The sequence below is a fragment of the Acinetobacter sp. CY81 genome (genome assembly GCF_059515925.1).
Genome location: NZ_JCAKNC010000002.1, coordinates 347049 through 364225 on the forward strand (window position 1 = coordinate 347049; position 17177 = coordinate 364225).

A 17177-nucleotide genomic window follows, 5' to 3' on the forward strand; every position below is an offset into this window, starting at 1 on the left:
ATATTCTTGCTTAAATATGCAACGATGAAGTGTTGTTTTGACCTTGTAGTAAATGATATTTAATCATATGAGTTGGAAGTTTTTCACCTAGCGACATCCACATCATTGTATGAATAGAGTTTACATAGACAGAATTTCATCATTATAAAAATGAGAGGATTAAATGAAAGAACAGATCAAAATAGCAATCTTTGGTTTAAGCCTCACTATTGAAGAAAATTTAAAACAAAAAATACAAAGTTTATTTGATGATTCAGTCAAGGTGGAGTGGGTGACTTTAAATTCAGCCAGCATTGATGTGTTGTTGGTGAATGATTTGTTTTTGAACTCTAAAATCGTGCAGTCCCATATCCAAAAAAAAGTACCGTATTTAAGGTTATTAACCAATGAGAACCGATCGGGCCAAATTGAAAACGATACGCTTTATTTGCCCTTTATCATCAATGATGAAACAAAGGGATGGTTTAATAAGCGTTATTTAGAAGTACCTGTAAATATTCAGTCTTTTAAAACAAGCATTGAAAATACAAGTACTGCCAATGTTGATGAATTAGATTTTAAGGCGGTCATTGCTGAATTTTTCAAAGAAGAAAATGGCACGATTCAGGTGTTTGATCAGTATGGTGAGTTGGCTTTAATGAATACCAAGACTGAGCAAGTTTGGATTGATCAAACCAGAAAAGAAAAATGCAGTTATTCGACTCTAAATTTCACATATGCGACCATGCAAATGTCTCAAAAGGTGAGTAACCAACAAGGTGTCGATCTACATCAGTGGTTGTGGAATGTGCTGTGGGATTCAAAAGCTGTTATTGAAAATCAGGCTTTAGATCAAACCTATACATTAGAGATTTGGCCTCAACCGAGCGAGTTGAGTCAACGGAATGATATTTTTAAAATCGCTGCCTACTTTGAACAGGGGGCTACAGGTCAACATGTGCATCAAAAAACAGGGCTTGATCTAAGATTCATTCATCAGTTTATTTCGGTTTCTTTATTAAGCCGTGCGATGAAAGCTTAGTGAGTGAGACAGCGATTAAAATCTCAGTCATTAAATGATTGAATATAAGCAGAACTTTTAGATTTATAACCATTGAATTTTGAAGAAAAGAATAAGGGGATAAGCTGTTGAATTATTATCATTATATTATTGTTGGTCCACATGCAGCAGGTAAAACAACTGCATTGACATCACTTTCAGAGCTTTCTTTTACAAGTATTCAAAATAAAATTGCTGAGCATCAAGCATTATCAATTTCGTTGACTCTTCCAGATATAGAGCATGCGATTTGTAAATTAGAAGGGAATCAAACGGCTTTCCTCTATGGATATTCAAATCAAGAACAAATAACGCAAATTTTACCTGTGCTCGGTCATGAAGCAGATGGAGGAATTATTTTACTGGATCACACAAAGATTAATGCAATTGATGACTTCGAAATTTATTTAAATCTACTAGGTGAGCATGTTGATAATTTGATTTTAGCGATTAGTCATGTAGATGAAAATACCCAGCAACTATTAAAAAAATATAGAAATATCTTGGCGATGAAAAATATTAAAATGCCTATTTTTGCTGTAGATCCACGTAAAAAAGAAGACATCGTGATGTTGATCGAAGTTCTTTTGGCGCGTACAGAAGTGACAAAAGCGATAAATTATACTTAAACACTATTTTGGTGCATTTTTAAATCAAGATAAGTAATTGCATTTTATTGTGCGTTTTCATATTGATTGATATTTGTTCTTGGATAAGGCGTAATGGTTGATCTACGTGCTAATGAGGAAAATGGATGAATTTCAAATCATTAATTCTTATTTTATTTGAATTAAATAATTTAGCATGATGATTAAAACGCGTATGTCGATCAGCAATGCTACTAAAACAATCAAAAATATGCACTATAATAGTGCATCAAAATATAACTAAAAATATAAATTTAGTTCTGTGTGTGAATATGGTGCATTTACTTTTTGACACAGTATAATAAAGACATTAGCAAATGGTCTAAGCTCGTTTTCTTATAAGGATTTGAAGATTTTAGATTTATTTGTGAAAGTTGGTATGAGAATTGCTTAAGCTATATCAACTTCTAACACGCACTTGAAAGTGCAACAAAAAATTCATTGGAGCAAATGAGCATGGCGAACAAGGTCCTTCAACTCATACAAGAAAGTGGCGCAAAATGGGTCGATTTTCGCTTTACTGATACTAAGGGTAAAGAGCAACACGTGACTTACCCAGCTGACACAATTGACGAAGATTCATTCGAAGACGGTAAAATGTTCGATGGATCATCAATTGCTGGTTGGAAAGGTATCGAAGCGTCTGACATGATTTTACGCCCAGATGCTGAAACTGGTTTTATCGACCCGTTCTTCGCTGAGCCTACTGTTGTTGTTACTTGTGACGTTATCGAACCATCTACAGGTCAAGGTTATGACCGTGATCCACGTTCGATCGCTCGCCGTGCTGAGGAATATTTAAAGTCTACAGGTATTGGTGATACTGCATTCTTCGGTCCAGAACCAGAATTCTTCGTATTTGACGAAGTAAAATGGGAAATCGATATGTCTGGCGCTCGCCATACATTGATTGCTGAAGAAGCTGCTTGGTCTACAAACAAAGACTACGAAGGCGGTAACTCTGGTCACCGTCCACGTGTGAAAGGTGGTTACTTCCCAGTTCCTCCAGTAGATTCTTCACATGACATGCGTGCAGAAATGTGTGCAAAAATTGAAGATATCATGGGCCCAGGTCGTGTTGAAGTACATCACCATGAAGTTGCATCTTGCCAGTTAGAAATTGGTGTGAGTTTCAACACAATGGTTCGTAAAGCTGACGAAGTACAACAGTTTAAATATGCTGTTTGGAACGTTGCTCACCAATATGCGAAAACTGCTACGTTTATGCCTAAACCAATGGTTGGCGATAACGGTTCAGGTATGCACGTTCATATGTCGATCTCTAAAGATGGCAAGAACTTGTTTGCTGGTGATGAGTATGCAGGTTTGTCAGAAATGGCGCTTTACTTCATTGGCGGTGTAATCAAACATGCTCGTTCATTGAATGCAATCACTAACCCTTCTACAAACTCGTACAAGCGTTTAGTTCCGCACTTCGAAGCTCCGATTATGTTGGCTTACTCAGCGCGTAACCGTTCTGCTTCTATTCGTATTCCTTACGTTTCTAGCCCGAAAGGCAAGCGTATTGAAGCACGTTTCCCAGATCCAATGATGAACCCGTACCTAGGTTTCGCGGCATTGTTGATGGCTGGTCTTGATGGTATTCAGAACAAGATCCACCCAGGTGAAGCTGCTGATAAGAACTTGTATGATCTTCCTCCTGAAGAAGAAGCGAAAATCCCTACAGTTGCACATAGCTTAGATATGGCTTTAGAAGCACTTCAAGCGGATCACGATTACCTTCTTAAAGGTGGCGTATTCACTAAAGAAATGCTTGATGCTTATATCGAGCTTAAAACTGAAGAAGTTCGTCGTTTGAACACGACTACTCACCCAGTTGAATTTGATATGTACTACAGCCTGTAATTTATAAATAAATTACACTGTAAAAAGAACCCGCGCATGTCGCGGGTTCTTTTTGTTCTAGCGTATTGTTGGGTTAAGATAGAGTATTGATCAATACTTTGAGTTGTTATGGCAAAACCGCGTAAAAAACATACAGGATTTTTTCCTTGGATTGACCCACAAGATCATGAGAAGGGCTTTAAGCTGAATTTTTCAGAAGTGACCTATATGGAAGTTGGGCGAACCATTGAAGGCTACAAACAGGCTGAATTTATCGAATTAAAAAATCCTGAGTTGGCTTTGAGCTTTGATTATCCACAAAGCTTTTATCTCAGTGCTGAAGGTTTGATATTAATCAAAACACCACAAGGTAAATTTCAAGTGATTGCCAAAACGGATAATGCTTAAGGCATTTAAATCTTTGTATTTGAATGTATAGAATTGATGAAGTGTTAAAAAATAAAGCCAATGAGTGATTTATGCAGCATATTTCAAAAGAACTGAATCCTTGGCTGAATGCATCAGGATCATTAACCCAGCAATTGACGGATTTAGCAGGGGGGGCATTTAGTGTTAAGCCTTTTAGAGAGCATTTTCAAAGATTGAGTTTTGATGATGCTAAGTGGATGAAAATGCCGACGCATCATACTTCATGGGTTAGAGAGAGTTATCTATATGGTTCTGAAGAACATGCATGGGTAAAGGCTAAAAGTATTTTTCCAATTTTAAGCTTGCAGAAAAAAGCCCGAATTTTTCAGCACATTGGTACTAAGCCTATAGGTTTATTTCTGTTTCAACGTACTCAACCCGCATGTGATCGGCGAGTTGTCTTACTTGAAGATGGTTGGACACGTCAGAGCTGTTATACTTGGCATGGGTGTAAATTTATTGTTCAAGAAACTTTTTTACCGAGTTTTGAACGATTTATACAACAAAAAATTTAAATCAAATGTGGTTAAAGACCTATGACTGTGACGCAGACCATCACTTGGCGCGAACGCTTAGAAGCCTACTATTATTTATGTCGTTTTGATAAGCCGATTGGGACTGAGTTGGTATTTTGGCCAACGATGTGGGCATTATGGATTGCGAATTCAGGTACACCTAGTTTATCCGTACTAATTCCGATGATTCTAGGTACTATTTTCATGCGTGCCGCAGGCTGTGCAATTAATGATTTTGCTGATCGAAAAGTTGATGGTGCTGTAGAACGTACTAAAACGCGTCCGTTGGCTACAGGTGTTATTCGAGCTAGGGAAGCGATTTTTGTGTTTTTGGGATTGGTATTTGCTAGTGCCTGTATGTTGTTTTTCTTGCCGATCGAAACGTTTTATTGGTCTTTCGGTGCACTTTTGTTAGCATTCATTTACCCATTTATGAAGCGGTATACGCATTTACCTCAAGTGTTTTTGGGTGCAGCATTTTCATGGTCAATTCCAATGGCCTATACAGCTGTTGGTCAAACACCAGATTTAACCTGCTGGTTGCTTTACTTCGGTAATTTGGCTTGGACAGTGGCTTACGATACTCAATATGCAATTACAGATCGTGAGGATGATTTAAAAATCGGAGTAAAATCGACCGCGATCTTATTTGGTCGATTTGATATTCAAATCATTTCAATTTTGCAGGTACTCAGTCTTATTTTGATTGGTTCTGCATTATGGTTGGAAAGTTTACTCATTCCATTTGGTCTGATAGCGTTGTTATGTGTCGCACTTGATTTTGTTTATCAATGGACACGAACTAAGAATAAAAATCCACAACAGTGTTTTTGGGCATTTAGACATAATCGATGGGTTGGTTTGATGATCTTTATAGGCATATTTATTGCGCTACAATAACTTTAGTTTAAGTTTTTGAGCATTTCATTCTTATATTTATAGCTTTAGACATTTATTTTATGTGTAACAAAAGCATCCTATAAGGGTGCTTTTTTTTATGATTAATTAATAGTGCTAATAATAGAATTTATAAAAATAACATAAGGAGATGGCGATGAATCCATTCTTAAAAAGAAGTTTCATATCAGTTCTTTGTAGTTCGACATTGTTGTTGACTGCATGTGGTGGAGACGATGATTCAAATGGAATAGCATATAAAGATAAAACGAAACTCTATGCGATTGATGCTGAGGTTAGTGCTGTTGTAAATACGCATGATGTTTTTAACTATAAAATGCCGAGTGTAAATAATAGGCAAATTTCAACTTCGGCATTGGTTTTCACTCCGAAAGGGACTGCACCAAAAGGTGGGTGGCCTGTTGTTGTTTGGGCGCATGGTACTACGGGGGCTGCGGATCAGTGTGCACCATCACGTAATCCATTGGTCGATGAAGAAAAAGCATTAATTATGGCATTGGTTAAAAAAGGCTATGCTGTGATAGCGCCTGACTATGAGGGTTTGGGAAATAATGCTGAACCACATCCGTATTTGAATCTGAAAAGTGCTGCTCAATCCATATTATTTGCACTATCGGAAGCGAATCAACACTATAGAAACTTATCAAAAGAATGGAGTGTAGTGGGGTGGTCTCAAGGAGGGCATGCTGCACTTGCAGCCGCCGAGTTTAGTACTGCATTGGTGGGTTATACCTTTAAAGGGACTGTTGCGATTGCACCAGCATCTAATTTGGCTGATACACTTCAGTTAGGACTTGGGGTTGCAAATGGTTATGCTGCTAATGGGGATCTTGCTAAAGCTGTTCCTATTGCATCAACTTTATATACCTATGCTGCAATTGTGAGTTCAGGCATTAAAGCTGGAAATAATCAATTTCAATACACTCAGTCCTTTGTACCTGAGAAAGTGAATATTGCAAGTTTGGCTGAGACCCTATGTTCTCCAGAATTGGGCGTAAAATTTGGTTCAGATATTCAGACTTGGTTGGGTGGTAAACAAAGTTTTGCAACATACAAGGCACTGCAAGATAACTTTATTAAAGATCCAATGATTGCAGCATATTTAAGTAATAATGAACCTGCTCAAACACCTTTGAATAAGAAAGTCTATATTTTCCAGGGTTCAGCGGATACTACAGTGCCACTGCCGATTACTCAAAAATTAGTGGGTGAGATGCAATTGGAAAAAACAGATGTTGAGTTGATTGTGAAACCAAATGAGACGCATAGTTCTGCTATGGGTAATCATATTGATGAAATTGTTGGAAAAGTTGATGGTCTTATGAAGTCTTAAATACTTGAGTGAAATGCTTTCTAATCGTCCTGAATGATTTAAGATCTATCTAGTACAAAGTTTAAATGTGAAGGCGGAGCGCAATGCTCCTCTTTTTATTTAGCATAAAAAATTTAAGGATTGATGTATGATGTGATGCAATTAAATACAGAGATAATTAAAATAAAAGGTTATCACTGTTGAAGTGATCAGTTCGGATTTTTCAATCCACATTGTCCCTATTTTCTCTCAGCCGTTGGATTTATGAATCAAGTTCCTCAGCAAAAATTTTTAAGACAATCAATTCGTGATGGGCTGAGTCTAAATCATAAATCATCATTTTGGATGCGTGTGCATCTTGACCCTTGGTTGCTTGGCTTATTGGTCATTAATGCTTTACTTGGTTTAGTTGTACTTTATAGTGCATCAGCTGAAAGTTGGGCAATGGTAGGTAAACAGGCAATGAGCTTTAGCATTGGCTTTATTGTTCTATTCATATGTGCTCAAATTCCACCGAAAGTTTATCAAGCTGCGAGCCCCTATTTATATATATTAGGTGTTGTGTTGTTAATGCTGGTCTTGGTGATAGGAGATTCAAGGCTAGGTGCAAAACGCTGGATTTCAATTCCAGGTTTTGGAAGCATGCAACCCAGTGAATTGATGAAATTTTCAATTCCATTGATGATCACATGGTATATCACACGGCATACACTTCCTCCGAAATTTAAGCATATTGTGATCGCAATTGCGCTGATGATGTGTCCATTGATTCTAATTGCCTTACAGCCTGACTTGGGCGCAGGTATTCTGATTCTCGTCAGTGGGGTCTTTGTTTTATTTCTCAGTGGCATGTCATGGTTCTATATTGTCGGCGCTGTAGGCTTTGTCATTGCACTTATGCCGCTGTTGTGGATGTTTGTACTCCATAGCTACCAAAAGAAGCGAATCCTGACCTTGTTTGATCCTGAGTCTGATGCATTGGGTGCAGGTTGGAATATTACCCAGTCTAAAATTGCCATTGGTTCTGGCGGCTTTATGGGTAAGGGGTATTTAAATGGAACGCAGTCTCATCATGGCTTTTTACCTGAGCACCATACAGACTTCATTATGTCGACCTATGCTGAAGAGTTTGGCTTGGTTGGTGTATTCGGCTTATTTGTGCTGTATGCCTGTATTATTATTCGTGCGCTGAATATTTCCCTAAATTCATTTCATAATTTTGGGCGAATTTTGGTTGCAACTTTGGCATTATCATTCTTCTTTTTTGTTGCGGTAAACTCAGGTATGGTCAGTGGCATATTTCCTGTAACGGGTGATCCGCTTCCATTTATGAGTTATGGTGGTACGGCTGTAATTACTTTACTTGCTGGCTTTGGCATTATCATGTCTGTGCATACGCATCGATAACTCAAGGTTTGCTGTGTAGAATGACTATATATGTCTAATACGTAGCAATAATTAGCGTAATTTGAAGTGTAAAATTTAGCGTTTAAAATTGAAGGTGGCTGTTGTGTCTCAACCCAAAAAAATCCCTAAAGCATTTATATTTGGCACGATAGGGGTAATGATTCCTGCAATTATTATTGCGATCGCTTTCTTTGCAATTAATAGCGATGCGAAGAATAAAGCTGAATATGATCGGTTACGTGCAGAACAGGCTCAGCGTATTGCAGATAAAGCAAAGGCTGATGCTGCTTTAGAAAATCAACAAGCGGTTTCTACAGCGACGGTTGCTGAATAAAATCACCCAATAATATCTTTTCTTAATACTTTAATATTCGGGATATCTGTATAGCGATATACGTGGTATCCCGCTTCATTTAGCATTGCATCACGTCGTGCATCTTCTACTTCTTTACCGATATGAGATGGATCATCAAGTTCAATAATCGCGATGACTTTTAATTCCTGATCTAATAAAACAAAGTCGGTGACTTTACGATTGAATTTGGATCGAATCTTTAAATGCTCATTGGTGATTAATGCACTGAAAGCCACTTGTGCCATGACATGGTGTTCAGGAAATGCTTCTTTCAAACGATAAAACATTTTAGTTTCATAACGTGTGATAACGCGCTTTGCATAAAATTTCTGTTTGGGGCGATAGAACTGTTGTAAGAAAATAGTGAGTAACGCAAGGCTGGCGATACAACCAATAATAAAGAAAGTAATTTGACTGGAATCGAACACGAACAATTTTTTAATAAATAGATAAGCGAATAGGTAGATAAGAAAAAACCCACTCAATGAGTGGGTTTTTAGAATCTTGGCTCTCCAACCTGGGCTCGAACCAGGGACCTGCGGATTAACAGTCCGTCGCTCTACCGACTGAGCTATTGGAGAATCTGGTACGCATTCTATTGTTGAAACGATAGGTGGTCAAGTGATTAGCATTAAAAATATAAGAAAAATGAATTAAGTGATTTAAAATTAATCTAATCGACAATTATAGAGAATTAAATTGCTATTGACGTTTCAACAGTGCGAAAGGTTGTGCATGATTGAGGACGCTTTAGAGTTAACTTTACATTTAGTCAAAACTTGATTTCAAAATCTTAGAGATTTTAATTATAAAAAAAGCCCACTTCGTAATGAGTGGGCTTTTTAGTATTTGGCTCTCCAACCTGGGCTCGAACCAGGGACCTGCGGATTAACAGTCCGTCGCTCTACCGACTGAGCTATTGGAGAATCTGATGCGCATTCTAGGGGAGGAATGTACATCGGTCAAGCTTAAAGGCTAAAGAAATAGTGAATATTGATTTGTTTGGCTTTTTTATCAACATTCTGTATTTAATTTAATCAAAATTAAGGTTTGGAGTGTGAGTTGAGCTATTTCTAATTTGAATGCAATTTTAGAAACAACAGAATTGTACAGCCAATTAGAGCTGAATTTTTATGGTTCAATTGTTAGGAAAATATAATAGCAATAAAAAAAGCCCACTTCATAATGAGTGGGCTTTTTAGTATTTGGCTCTCCAACCTGGGCTCGAACCAGGGACCTGCGGATTAACAGTCCGTCGCTCTACCGACTGAGCTATTGGAGAATCTGATGCGCATTTTAGGGGTGAATTTTAAAGTGGTCAAGCAGATTTGATGAAATGACTATTTGAATGTTTTTTTATTGCTCAAGTCTAGAATATTTTGTTTAAATATTGATTATTTTTAAAGTTTTTAAAGTCATCAATATCACTGATTTGATCTATGGTTAAATATTGTAGATTTAAATTTTTTAAAGTTGTTATGCGATTGTTTTTATCTAATGGAATTATAATTTGGAATAATAAATATATTTCTAAAATTTGACGGTTTGTGAATGTGTCTAAATGAAAATTTGAAAAAAACTTAACAGGTTTAATTGTATTTTTGAGCAAATTTAGAAGATTTTGATTTTGTTTGAATACGAGCATTAATAAATATTCATTTCCCACAGGCAATAATTTATAGCTACTTTTTGAATTGTTGATGGATATGCTTGATACTTGATCATAGTTAAACTGAATTTTTAGTATATAAAGTTGAATTATACAATGATTTTCATAAAGCCTAATCTGTGGCAGTCCATTTTTGATGCTAAAGAAAATTACCAAGAACTCAATGATTGATAGTACTGTAAATATGAATGCGGAATTAAAGCTGTAATTAACAGATGCATTAAAATAATAGTAACTTACGCACTGTAAGATAGTGATAATAAGAAACATCAAGAATATTTTAGTATATTTTACTTTTATGGTTAGTAACGGCTCTTGATTCATTCTTTTGTGTAGTATTGTTTATTATAGCAGTATGATATTTAAAGCATAAAAAAACCACCCAAAAGGGTGGTTTTTTACTATGAAAAATAAAAATTATTTTTCTACACCAGCTTCTTGACCAGCATATTTCGCGTTAGCGTAATCCCAGTTTACAAGGCTTTCTAGGAAAGTTTTGATGTAAACAGGACGAGCGTTACGGAAATCGATGTAGTAAGCATGTTCCCAAACGTCGATAGTCAATACAGCAACTTGACCGTGAGCAAGTGGAGTATCGGCATTTGCAGTTTTAGTGATTGATAAAGTACCGTTTACTTTATCAGCAACTAACCAAGCCCAACCTGAACCGAATTGAGTTGTAGCAGCTGCAGCAAATTCTTCAGCGAATTTTTCGTAAGAACCGAAAGCTTCATCAATTTTAGCAGCTAAAGCGCCAGTTGCTTTACCGCCACCGTTTTTAGCCAAACAGTTCCAGTAGAACGTGTGGTTCCAAACTTGAGCAGCATTATTGAAAATACCAGCTTTAGAAGCATCACCAGCAGAAGCTTTGATGATTTCTTCTAAAGTTTTACCTTCAAGATCAGTACCTTTAATTAAGTTGTTTAAGTTAACAACATAAGTATTGTGGTGCTTGTCATGGTGAAATTCTAAAGTTTCTTTGCTGATATGTGGAGCAAGATCTTCGTAACCGTATGGTAAAGCCGGTAAAGTAATCGTTGTCATGTTTTCAATTCCTTGCATTGTGCTGGGTTTTGACATTAAGTGGCTTTATTGTAATAGATTCTTAAGGCAAATTGCGCATTGCTTATAAATAACAATACATAATAAAGCCCCAATTTATACGTATAAAGACAAATGCCTTAACGCAGACAGATAAAATTAAATCGGGTTATTTAATTCGAAATAACTATACTCAATATTAAACTGTTCTGAAATAGCTTTGGCTAAACGTTGTACGCCATATTTCTCAGTGGCATGGTGACCACATGCATAATAATGCACACCCAATTCTGCCGCTTCATAAAAAGTACGTTCAGATACTTCACCTGAAATATAAGCATCACAGTTTTGTAAAGCTGCTTTAGCGATGTAGTCTTGCGCGCCACCTGTGCAAAAACCGACTTTTTGAATGGTCGATTTATCACAGGGCAAATGAATCGCATCAAAGCCTAAGCGTTCAGATACAAAAGCTTTAAACGCTTCAGGAGACATCGCCGATTTTAAATAGCCTATATTGCCGATAGGATGACGCTCTGTAGGATCTAGTGCTTCAATATTTTGTAATTCTAATAAATCTGCAATTGCAGCATTATTACCTAAAGTAGGGTGACTATCTAAAGGTAAGTGATAACCAACCAGAGAAATATCATGCTGGATTAAACTTTTAATTCTTTTACCGCGCATGCCTGTAATAGGGTAGGCTTCACCCTTCCAAAAATATCCATGATGTACCAATAATAAATCCGCTCCTTGTGCAATGGCAGCATCAATTGCGGTTTGAGATGCAGTGACAGCACATACAATTTTATTCACTTCCGTTTTGCCTTCGATCTGAAGTCCATTCGGAGCGTAATCCTTAAATTCATGTGATTTCAATGTGCTATCGCACCATTGGATAATGTCTGCTAAAGTAGCCATGCATGTCCCAAAATAACAAATGTTGGATCAATCAAAACATACTTTTAATTGTAACTAAAGCTGAACAAAAGTCTTTTGCGAAATTTATGTAAAAGTTTGAATTTTGATTACAATATAAAACGCTTAACCATCAATAAATTAAATAAATTTCAGAGGTATATACAGTGCGCAGGTCCTTTACTTGGTTACCTTGGGTGTTACTCATTATTGTGATCATCAGTTTTGCTGTGTGGCAAAAGATGCACACACCAAAAGCGCCTATTTCTTCCGATGGTGTGAAACTTCCTGCTGAAAAAGTAGAGCCTTTAGTTAATACATCTCGTTCAGGCGGGGTTGTTTCATATAGTGCAGCAGTCAAAGTGGCTGCACCTGCTGTGGTGAATATTTTCACGACACAAAAAGTAAAACAAATGAATCATCCAGTGTTGAATGACCCTGTTTTCAGAGAGTTTTTTGGAGATCAATTACCAGAACAATTTAAGCAAGGTCCAAATGAAAATAGCTTGGGTTCAGGGGTGATTGTTCGTCCAGATGGTTATATCTTGACAAATAACCACGTGATTGAACAAGCGGATCAAATCGTAGTTGCTTTGCAAGATGGAAGACGTGCTGTTGCTCGAGTTATTGGTACAGATCCTGAAAGTGATTTGGCAGTGATTAAAATTGAATTGGATAAATTGCCTGTTTTACCGTTTAAATTAAGTGGTAATGAAGTCGGAGATGTTGTCCTTGCGATTGGTAATCCTTTTGGGGTGGGGCAAACGGTTACTCAAGGGATTATTTCTGCGACAGGTCGTTCTGATTTAGGAATTAATACCTATGAAGACTTTATTCAGACAGATGCTGCAATTAACCCAGGTAATTCGGGTGGCGCATTGATTGATGTAGCAGGCAACTTGATCGGTGTAAATACTGCGATTTTCTCGCAATCAGGTGGTTCTATGGGTATTGGTTTTGCGATTCCTGCACGAATTTGTCAGCAAGTCATGAATGCGATTTTGAAAGATGGTCGTGTGATTCGTGGGTGGTTAGGGATTAGTTTAGTCCCACCGAATCAAGAAGATGTACTTAAGCCTCGTGAAATGGGTGTGGTTATCGCTGATGTACTTCAGAATGGTCCAGCTGCTGGAGCAGGTTTGAAAATTGGCGATAAAATTATGCAAGTGAATGGGGAGGCCATTAGTTCTTCATCTCATTTGATTAATTATGTGGCGCTTCAAGCACCAAAGAGCACGATCAAAATTTCAATTATTCGTAATAATGAACCGATGGTTATAGATGTTGTTGTTGGTGAGCGTAAAGTTCAACAATCGGATGATTCTCAATTCATTCCATTGCCTCAGCGCTAAGCTCAAATTCACACATTAAATCAAAGAAAAAGCCTCTTAACTTGAAACATTAGTTAAGAGGCTTTTTAATGGCTCTATATTGATTTTTGGCAATGAAGGATTTTGGATTAAGGGGAGTTTAATTCCTTACAGGGATTTTCCAAGAATTGATAAATAGGCTTTAGTTCATCAGTGCTGACTATTTTATTATTCTCTTGATCCAATAGATTAAAAAGAATTTTGTGTTTTAAAGGCCTTGAAAATGAATTTGTGTAAGCCAAGATTAGAGACTGAAATCTTGGATTCTTTAACTTCTTCTAAGTTGTCATTACCATCTTGATTGAGGTCATAGCTTTGCTCTAATTAAGGTCCATTCTATAGAAGCAAGTTCGCAGTATCAGAATTATTATTCAATAATGGTAGACCTCTTATGAATAAGGGGGTAATGCATTCGATTTCAACAGATATATTCATCTCATTGAATTGTGGATAGAGTCTTGGAATTGTTGCGAGATAATCATTTAAAAATCGATGTCGATCTTGATGAAATTTTTTGAATAAAATAGTGGGCAAAAAAATAGCAACCGAAGTTGCTATTTTTTTAATGAATTATGGGTTAAGCATTATTAGCTTTCTTGTTGAATACCAGCGACTAACCAATCTTGCGTTGAACCAGTAGGTTTAACAAAATGCCAAACTTCTGCGAAAGGCTGAGGCAAGCTGTTTAAGTCTTCACTTACAGTACCTGTAAAACGAACACTTACGACATATTGACCATTTTCAGTCGCAGTATCAGCAACCATTGCATTCAAGTTTGAAAATTCTGCTACATCTTGATCTTGGTTAGACATGATGTCTTGATACATTGATGCATACAGATCAGGTGTTAAATAACGCTGAATTTCAGTAATGTTACTTGCAGTATTCATTGATTGAATATGGTTAAAACGCTGACGTGCAATACGTAAGAATGCAGCAGGCTCTGTACCATCAGGGAGCTGGCTACCACTGTTAGTATAAGCAGCGCCGAAAGGTGCATTTGCTGCTGGAGCAGCACCAAACGGAGCATTATTTACTGGTGTATTTGCTGCATTATTACCACCTACGTTTTGACCGAAAATATTGCTATTGTCGCCTGTAGAACGTGGTGCATTCGTTTGACCAAATGGTGCAGATGTTGGACCTGCACTATTTGGAGCATACGGGTTATTTGCTGCTAATTTTTTTTTTGCTCCGAATTTACGGAAGATGAAGAACGCAGCACCAGCAATTAAAAGAATCCAGATCCAACTTGGAATACCGCCTTCTTCTTGTTGCTCTTCAGCAACTTGAGCTTGGCTTGCAGGCGCTGTATCGTCAGCCATCGCATTTGCAGCTACTGCACCAATCGCAGCACCTGCAACACCCGCAGCAACCATACCACCCACACCTGGACCTGATTTTTGAGGTGCAGTTGCAGGAGCAGCAGGCTGTTGAGCTGGAGTAGCTTGACGAGGTTGTTGGTAAGATTGGCTAGGCGCTGCAGAGCGATTCATACCATGGCTTTTACCGCCACCAGCACGCTTCGCTTCTGCAAAAGGAGCAACCAATAATGTTGCAGCTAAAATCGCTGTAACCAAACCACGCTGTCGAACTTCCATCTATTTCTTCCTAAACTTAAAAATGAATTTGTTAGAGTGTATATATGCAGTCTTTTTACTGATTTTTCAATCAATATTCACAAAATTTCAATAAATTTTTCTAAAAAAATATTGGAAATGATTAGCTCAGTTCATCCGTTAATTGCATCGCTTCATTGAGTGCTTCATGTAAACGTGCAACAGAAATAATTTTGACCCCATTGATACTCTTTTGCGGTGCATTGCCACGCGGGACAATGATGTATTTAAAGCCATGTTTTATCGCTTCTTTTAACCGTTCTTGACCATTTGGAACAGGACGAATCTCACCTGATAAACCCACTTCACCAAAAACAGCCAGTTGTTGAGGTAAGGCCTTGGATCTTAAACTCGATGCACAAGCCAAAAGCACAGCCAAGTCTGAACCTGTTTCTGTGATTTTTAAGCCACCAACTACATTGACATAAACATCTTGACCAGACGTTTGAACGCCACCATGGCGATGCATCACGGCAAGTAGCATATTAAGCCTGTTTTGATCTAAACCAAGTGCAACACGTCTTGGTTGTCCATGAGCATCATCCACCAAAGCTTGAACTTCAACTAAAAGAGGGCGAGTACCTTCGCGACTGATCATAACAACTGAACCTGGAATGGCTTCATCATAGCGACTGAGGAAAATGGCAGAGGGGTTTGAAACCTCTTTTAAGCCTTTATCCGTCATGCCAAACACGCCAAGTTCATTGACCGCGCCAAAACGGTTTTTCACCGCACGAATCATGCGGTAGCGCGAGTCTGATTGACCTTCAAAATAAAGAACGCAATCGACCATATGTTCTAAAACACGTGGACCTGCTAAAGCACCTTCTTTAGTCACATGCCCAACCAGAAACAATGCTGTACCACTATTTTTTGCAAAACGCGTCAATAGCGCAGCAGACTCTCTGATTTGAGACACACCACCCGGTGCGGATTGCAGTGTTTCTGTATATAGTGTTTGAATGGAATCTAGAATAGCAACAGCAGGGCGAACTTGAGCTAAAACTTCACAAATGCGTTCAACACAGGTTTCAGCCATCACTTTTAAATGGTCTGTGGGTAGATCTAAACGCTGTGCTCGTAATGCAACCTGAGAAAGTGATTCCTCACCCGTGACATACAGTGCCGAGCTTTTTTCAGATGCCATATGGGTAGCAGTCTGCAGTAAGATGGTTGATTTACCAATCCCCGGGTCACCACCGATTAACACCACTGAACCTGTAACCAGTCCACCACCTAGGACACGATCAAATTCACTGATTCCTGTCTGTAGACGAGTTTCATGAGATACAGAAATTTGATTCAGGGTGGTAATTGCTGAGGCTTGACCTGCGTAGCCACCCGTTTTAGGTTGTGCGCGATGCGTAACAGCAGGGGCAATAGTGACTTCTAATAAGCTATTCCATGCACCACATTCAGCGCATTGACCAGACCATTTGGGATGATCTGCACCACATTGTTCACAGCGATAGACACTTTTAGCTTTAGCCATAGATTCAAAAAAAAAGTTGAGCAAATTGATTTTTACAGCATAGCGTTGAATGTTTGGGAAAACAAAGTCTTTACTATTTTTAAATCAGCTTAAGGTCAATCTATGTCGCTTGAGTGAATTAGCGCTGTTATCTCATAGCATACGATCTATAATGCAGATTAGACTAATTTGAATGGAACACGTCATGCCACAATTACTGAAACATATTGATGCGATTGCACGTGAAAAAAATCGTGATGTGTTGTTTATTCATTTTGAGCATTATGAATTAAGTGAAGAAGGCGAGGAAGATACAGACTCGGTTCGCGCTATCGTTATTGCGTGGCTTGAAGATCATGGTATTGGCTATGATTTATGTATGGGCTTAGAGCAAGAAGGCTTTGTTGATACCTACGCGGGCGATATTTATATTGATCTTCCTTATGATGAATCAAATCCAGCTTATCGTGAACTCAGCCTTTATTTAGAAGATGATCAAGGTAATATGATGATTGATGGGGCTTTATTTTTTGTACTGTCTTTAGAGATCGCTTTAGAAATTGAAGCAGAGCGTAAAGAGGCTGAGTTGGATGAAGCACTTTGGTCTGGTAAGCCATCTTAAGAA

16 protein-coding genes and 3 tRNA genes are annotated in these 17177 nt (G+C 37.9%); 11 read left to right on the forward strand and 8 right to left on the reverse strand.

Features of this window, described 5'->3' with window-relative positions:
• The first annotated feature begins 163 nt into the window (after positions 1-163).
• From AC5YDM_RS03925 to AC5YDM_RS03965, 9 genes are all read left to right on the forward strand, one after another.
• A complete protein-coding gene (locus AC5YDM_RS03925; protein WP_496150813.1) occupies positions 164-1021 on the forward strand; it encodes a hypothetical protein in 858 nt (285 codons plus the stop codon).
• Between the two features lie 107 nt (positions 1022-1128).
• Entirely contained in the window at positions 1129-1668 is a 540-nt protein-coding gene (locus AC5YDM_RS03930) for a hypothetical protein (protein ID WP_496150814.1), read from the forward strand.
• A 468-nt stretch (positions 1669-2136) separates the two neighbouring features.
• Entirely contained in the window at positions 2137-3552 is a 1416-nt protein-coding gene (gene glnA / locus AC5YDM_RS03935; protein WP_496150815.1) for a type I glutamate--ammonia ligase, read from the forward strand.
• 108 nt (positions 3553-3660) lie between these two features.
• Entirely contained in the window at positions 3661-3939 is a 279-nt protein-coding gene (locus AC5YDM_RS03940; RefSeq protein ID WP_496150816.1) for a hypothetical protein, read from the forward strand.
• A gap of 71 nt (positions 3940-4010) precedes the next feature.
• Positions 4011-4475 carry a chorismate--pyruvate lyase family protein gene (locus AC5YDM_RS03945; RefSeq protein WP_496150817.1) on the forward strand — a complete coding sequence of 155 codons (465 nt, stop codon included), beginning with the start codon at positions 4011-4013 and terminating at the stop codon, positions 4473-4475.
• 21 nt (positions 4476-4496) lie between these two features.
• A complete protein-coding gene (gene ubiA, locus AC5YDM_RS03950; RefSeq protein ID WP_496150818.1) occupies positions 4497-5375 on the forward strand; it encodes a 4-hydroxybenzoate octaprenyltransferase in 879 nt (292 codons plus the stop codon).
• 154 nt (positions 5376-5529) lie between these two features.
• Positions 5530-6726, forward strand: a complete 1197-nt coding sequence (locus AC5YDM_RS03955) for an alpha/beta hydrolase (RefSeq protein WP_496150819.1) — start codon at positions 5530-5532, stop codon at positions 6724-6726.
• 243 nt (positions 6727-6969) lie between these two features.
• A complete protein-coding gene (gene rodA / locus AC5YDM_RS03960) occupies positions 6970-8112 on the forward strand; it encodes a rod shape-determining protein RodA (RefSeq protein WP_496150820.1) in 1143 nt (380 codons plus the stop codon).
• A gap of 103 nt (positions 8113-8215) precedes the next feature.
• Positions 8216-8446: a hypothetical protein gene (locus AC5YDM_RS03965; protein WP_496150821.1), complete on the forward strand. Its 231-nt coding sequence runs from the start codon at positions 8216-8218 to the stop codon at positions 8444-8446.
• A 2-nt stretch (positions 8447-8448) separates the two neighbouring features.
• Here AC5YDM_RS03965 and AC5YDM_RS03970 read toward each other — a convergent pair whose 3' ends face one another.
• From AC5YDM_RS03970 to AC5YDM_RS03995, 6 genes are all read right to left on the reverse strand, one after another.
• A complete protein-coding gene (locus tag AC5YDM_RS03970; protein ID WP_496150822.1) occupies positions 8449-8895 on the reverse strand; it encodes a DUF2726 domain-containing protein in 447 nt (148 codons plus the stop codon).
• A 77-nt stretch (positions 8896-8972) separates the two neighbouring features.
• Positions 8973-9048, reverse strand: a tRNA-Asn gene (locus AC5YDM_RS03975).
• 269 nt (positions 9049-9317) lie between these two features.
• A tRNA-Asn gene (locus AC5YDM_RS03980) sits at positions 9318-9393 on the reverse strand.
• A 280-nt stretch (positions 9394-9673) separates the two neighbouring features.
• Positions 9674-9749, reverse strand: a tRNA-Asn gene (locus AC5YDM_RS03985).
• 804 nt (positions 9750-10553) lie between these two features.
• The gene (sodB, locus tag AC5YDM_RS03990) at positions 10554-11180 is read right to left on the reverse strand and encodes a superoxide dismutase SodB (RefSeq protein ID WP_496150823.1); all 627 of its coding nucleotides are present in this window, start codon (positions 11178-11180) and stop codon (positions 10554-10556) included.
• A 156-nt stretch (positions 11181-11336) separates the two neighbouring features.
• Positions 11337-12095 carry a Nif3-like dinuclear metal center hexameric protein gene (locus tag AC5YDM_RS03995; RefSeq protein ID WP_496150824.1) on the reverse strand — a complete coding sequence of 253 codons (759 nt, stop codon included), beginning with the start codon at positions 12093-12095 and terminating at the stop codon, positions 11337-11339.
• A 164-nt stretch (positions 12096-12259) separates the two neighbouring features.
• Here AC5YDM_RS03995 and AC5YDM_RS04000 point away from each other — a divergent pair, with 164 nt between their 5' ends.
• Entirely contained in the window at positions 12260-13444 is a 1185-nt protein-coding gene (locus tag AC5YDM_RS04000) for a trypsin-like peptidase domain-containing protein (RefSeq protein ID WP_496150825.1), read from the forward strand.
• A gap of 605 nt (positions 13445-14049) precedes the next feature.
• On the opposite strand, the gene AC5YDM_RS04005 is transcribed toward AC5YDM_RS04000, so the two are convergent.
• Both AC5YDM_RS04005 and radA read right to left on the reverse strand, forming a co-directional pair.
• Positions 14050-15063, reverse strand: coding sequence for a Tim44 domain-containing protein (locus tag AC5YDM_RS04005; protein WP_496150826.1), 1014 nt, complete (start codon positions 15061-15063; stop codon positions 14050-14052).
• Between the two features lie 121 nt (positions 15064-15184).
• Positions 15185-16573: a DNA repair protein RadA gene (gene radA / locus AC5YDM_RS04010; RefSeq protein ID WP_496150827.1), complete on the reverse strand. Its 1389-nt coding sequence runs from the start codon at positions 16571-16573 to the stop codon at positions 15185-15187.
• A 184-nt stretch (positions 16574-16757) separates the two neighbouring features.
• On the opposite strand from radA, the gene AC5YDM_RS04015 reads away from it, so the two are divergent.
• Positions 16758-17174, forward strand: coding sequence for a hypothetical protein (locus tag AC5YDM_RS04015; RefSeq protein ID WP_496150828.1), 417 nt, complete (start codon positions 16758-16760; stop codon positions 17172-17174).
• Positions 17175-17177: the final 3 nt, after the last annotated feature.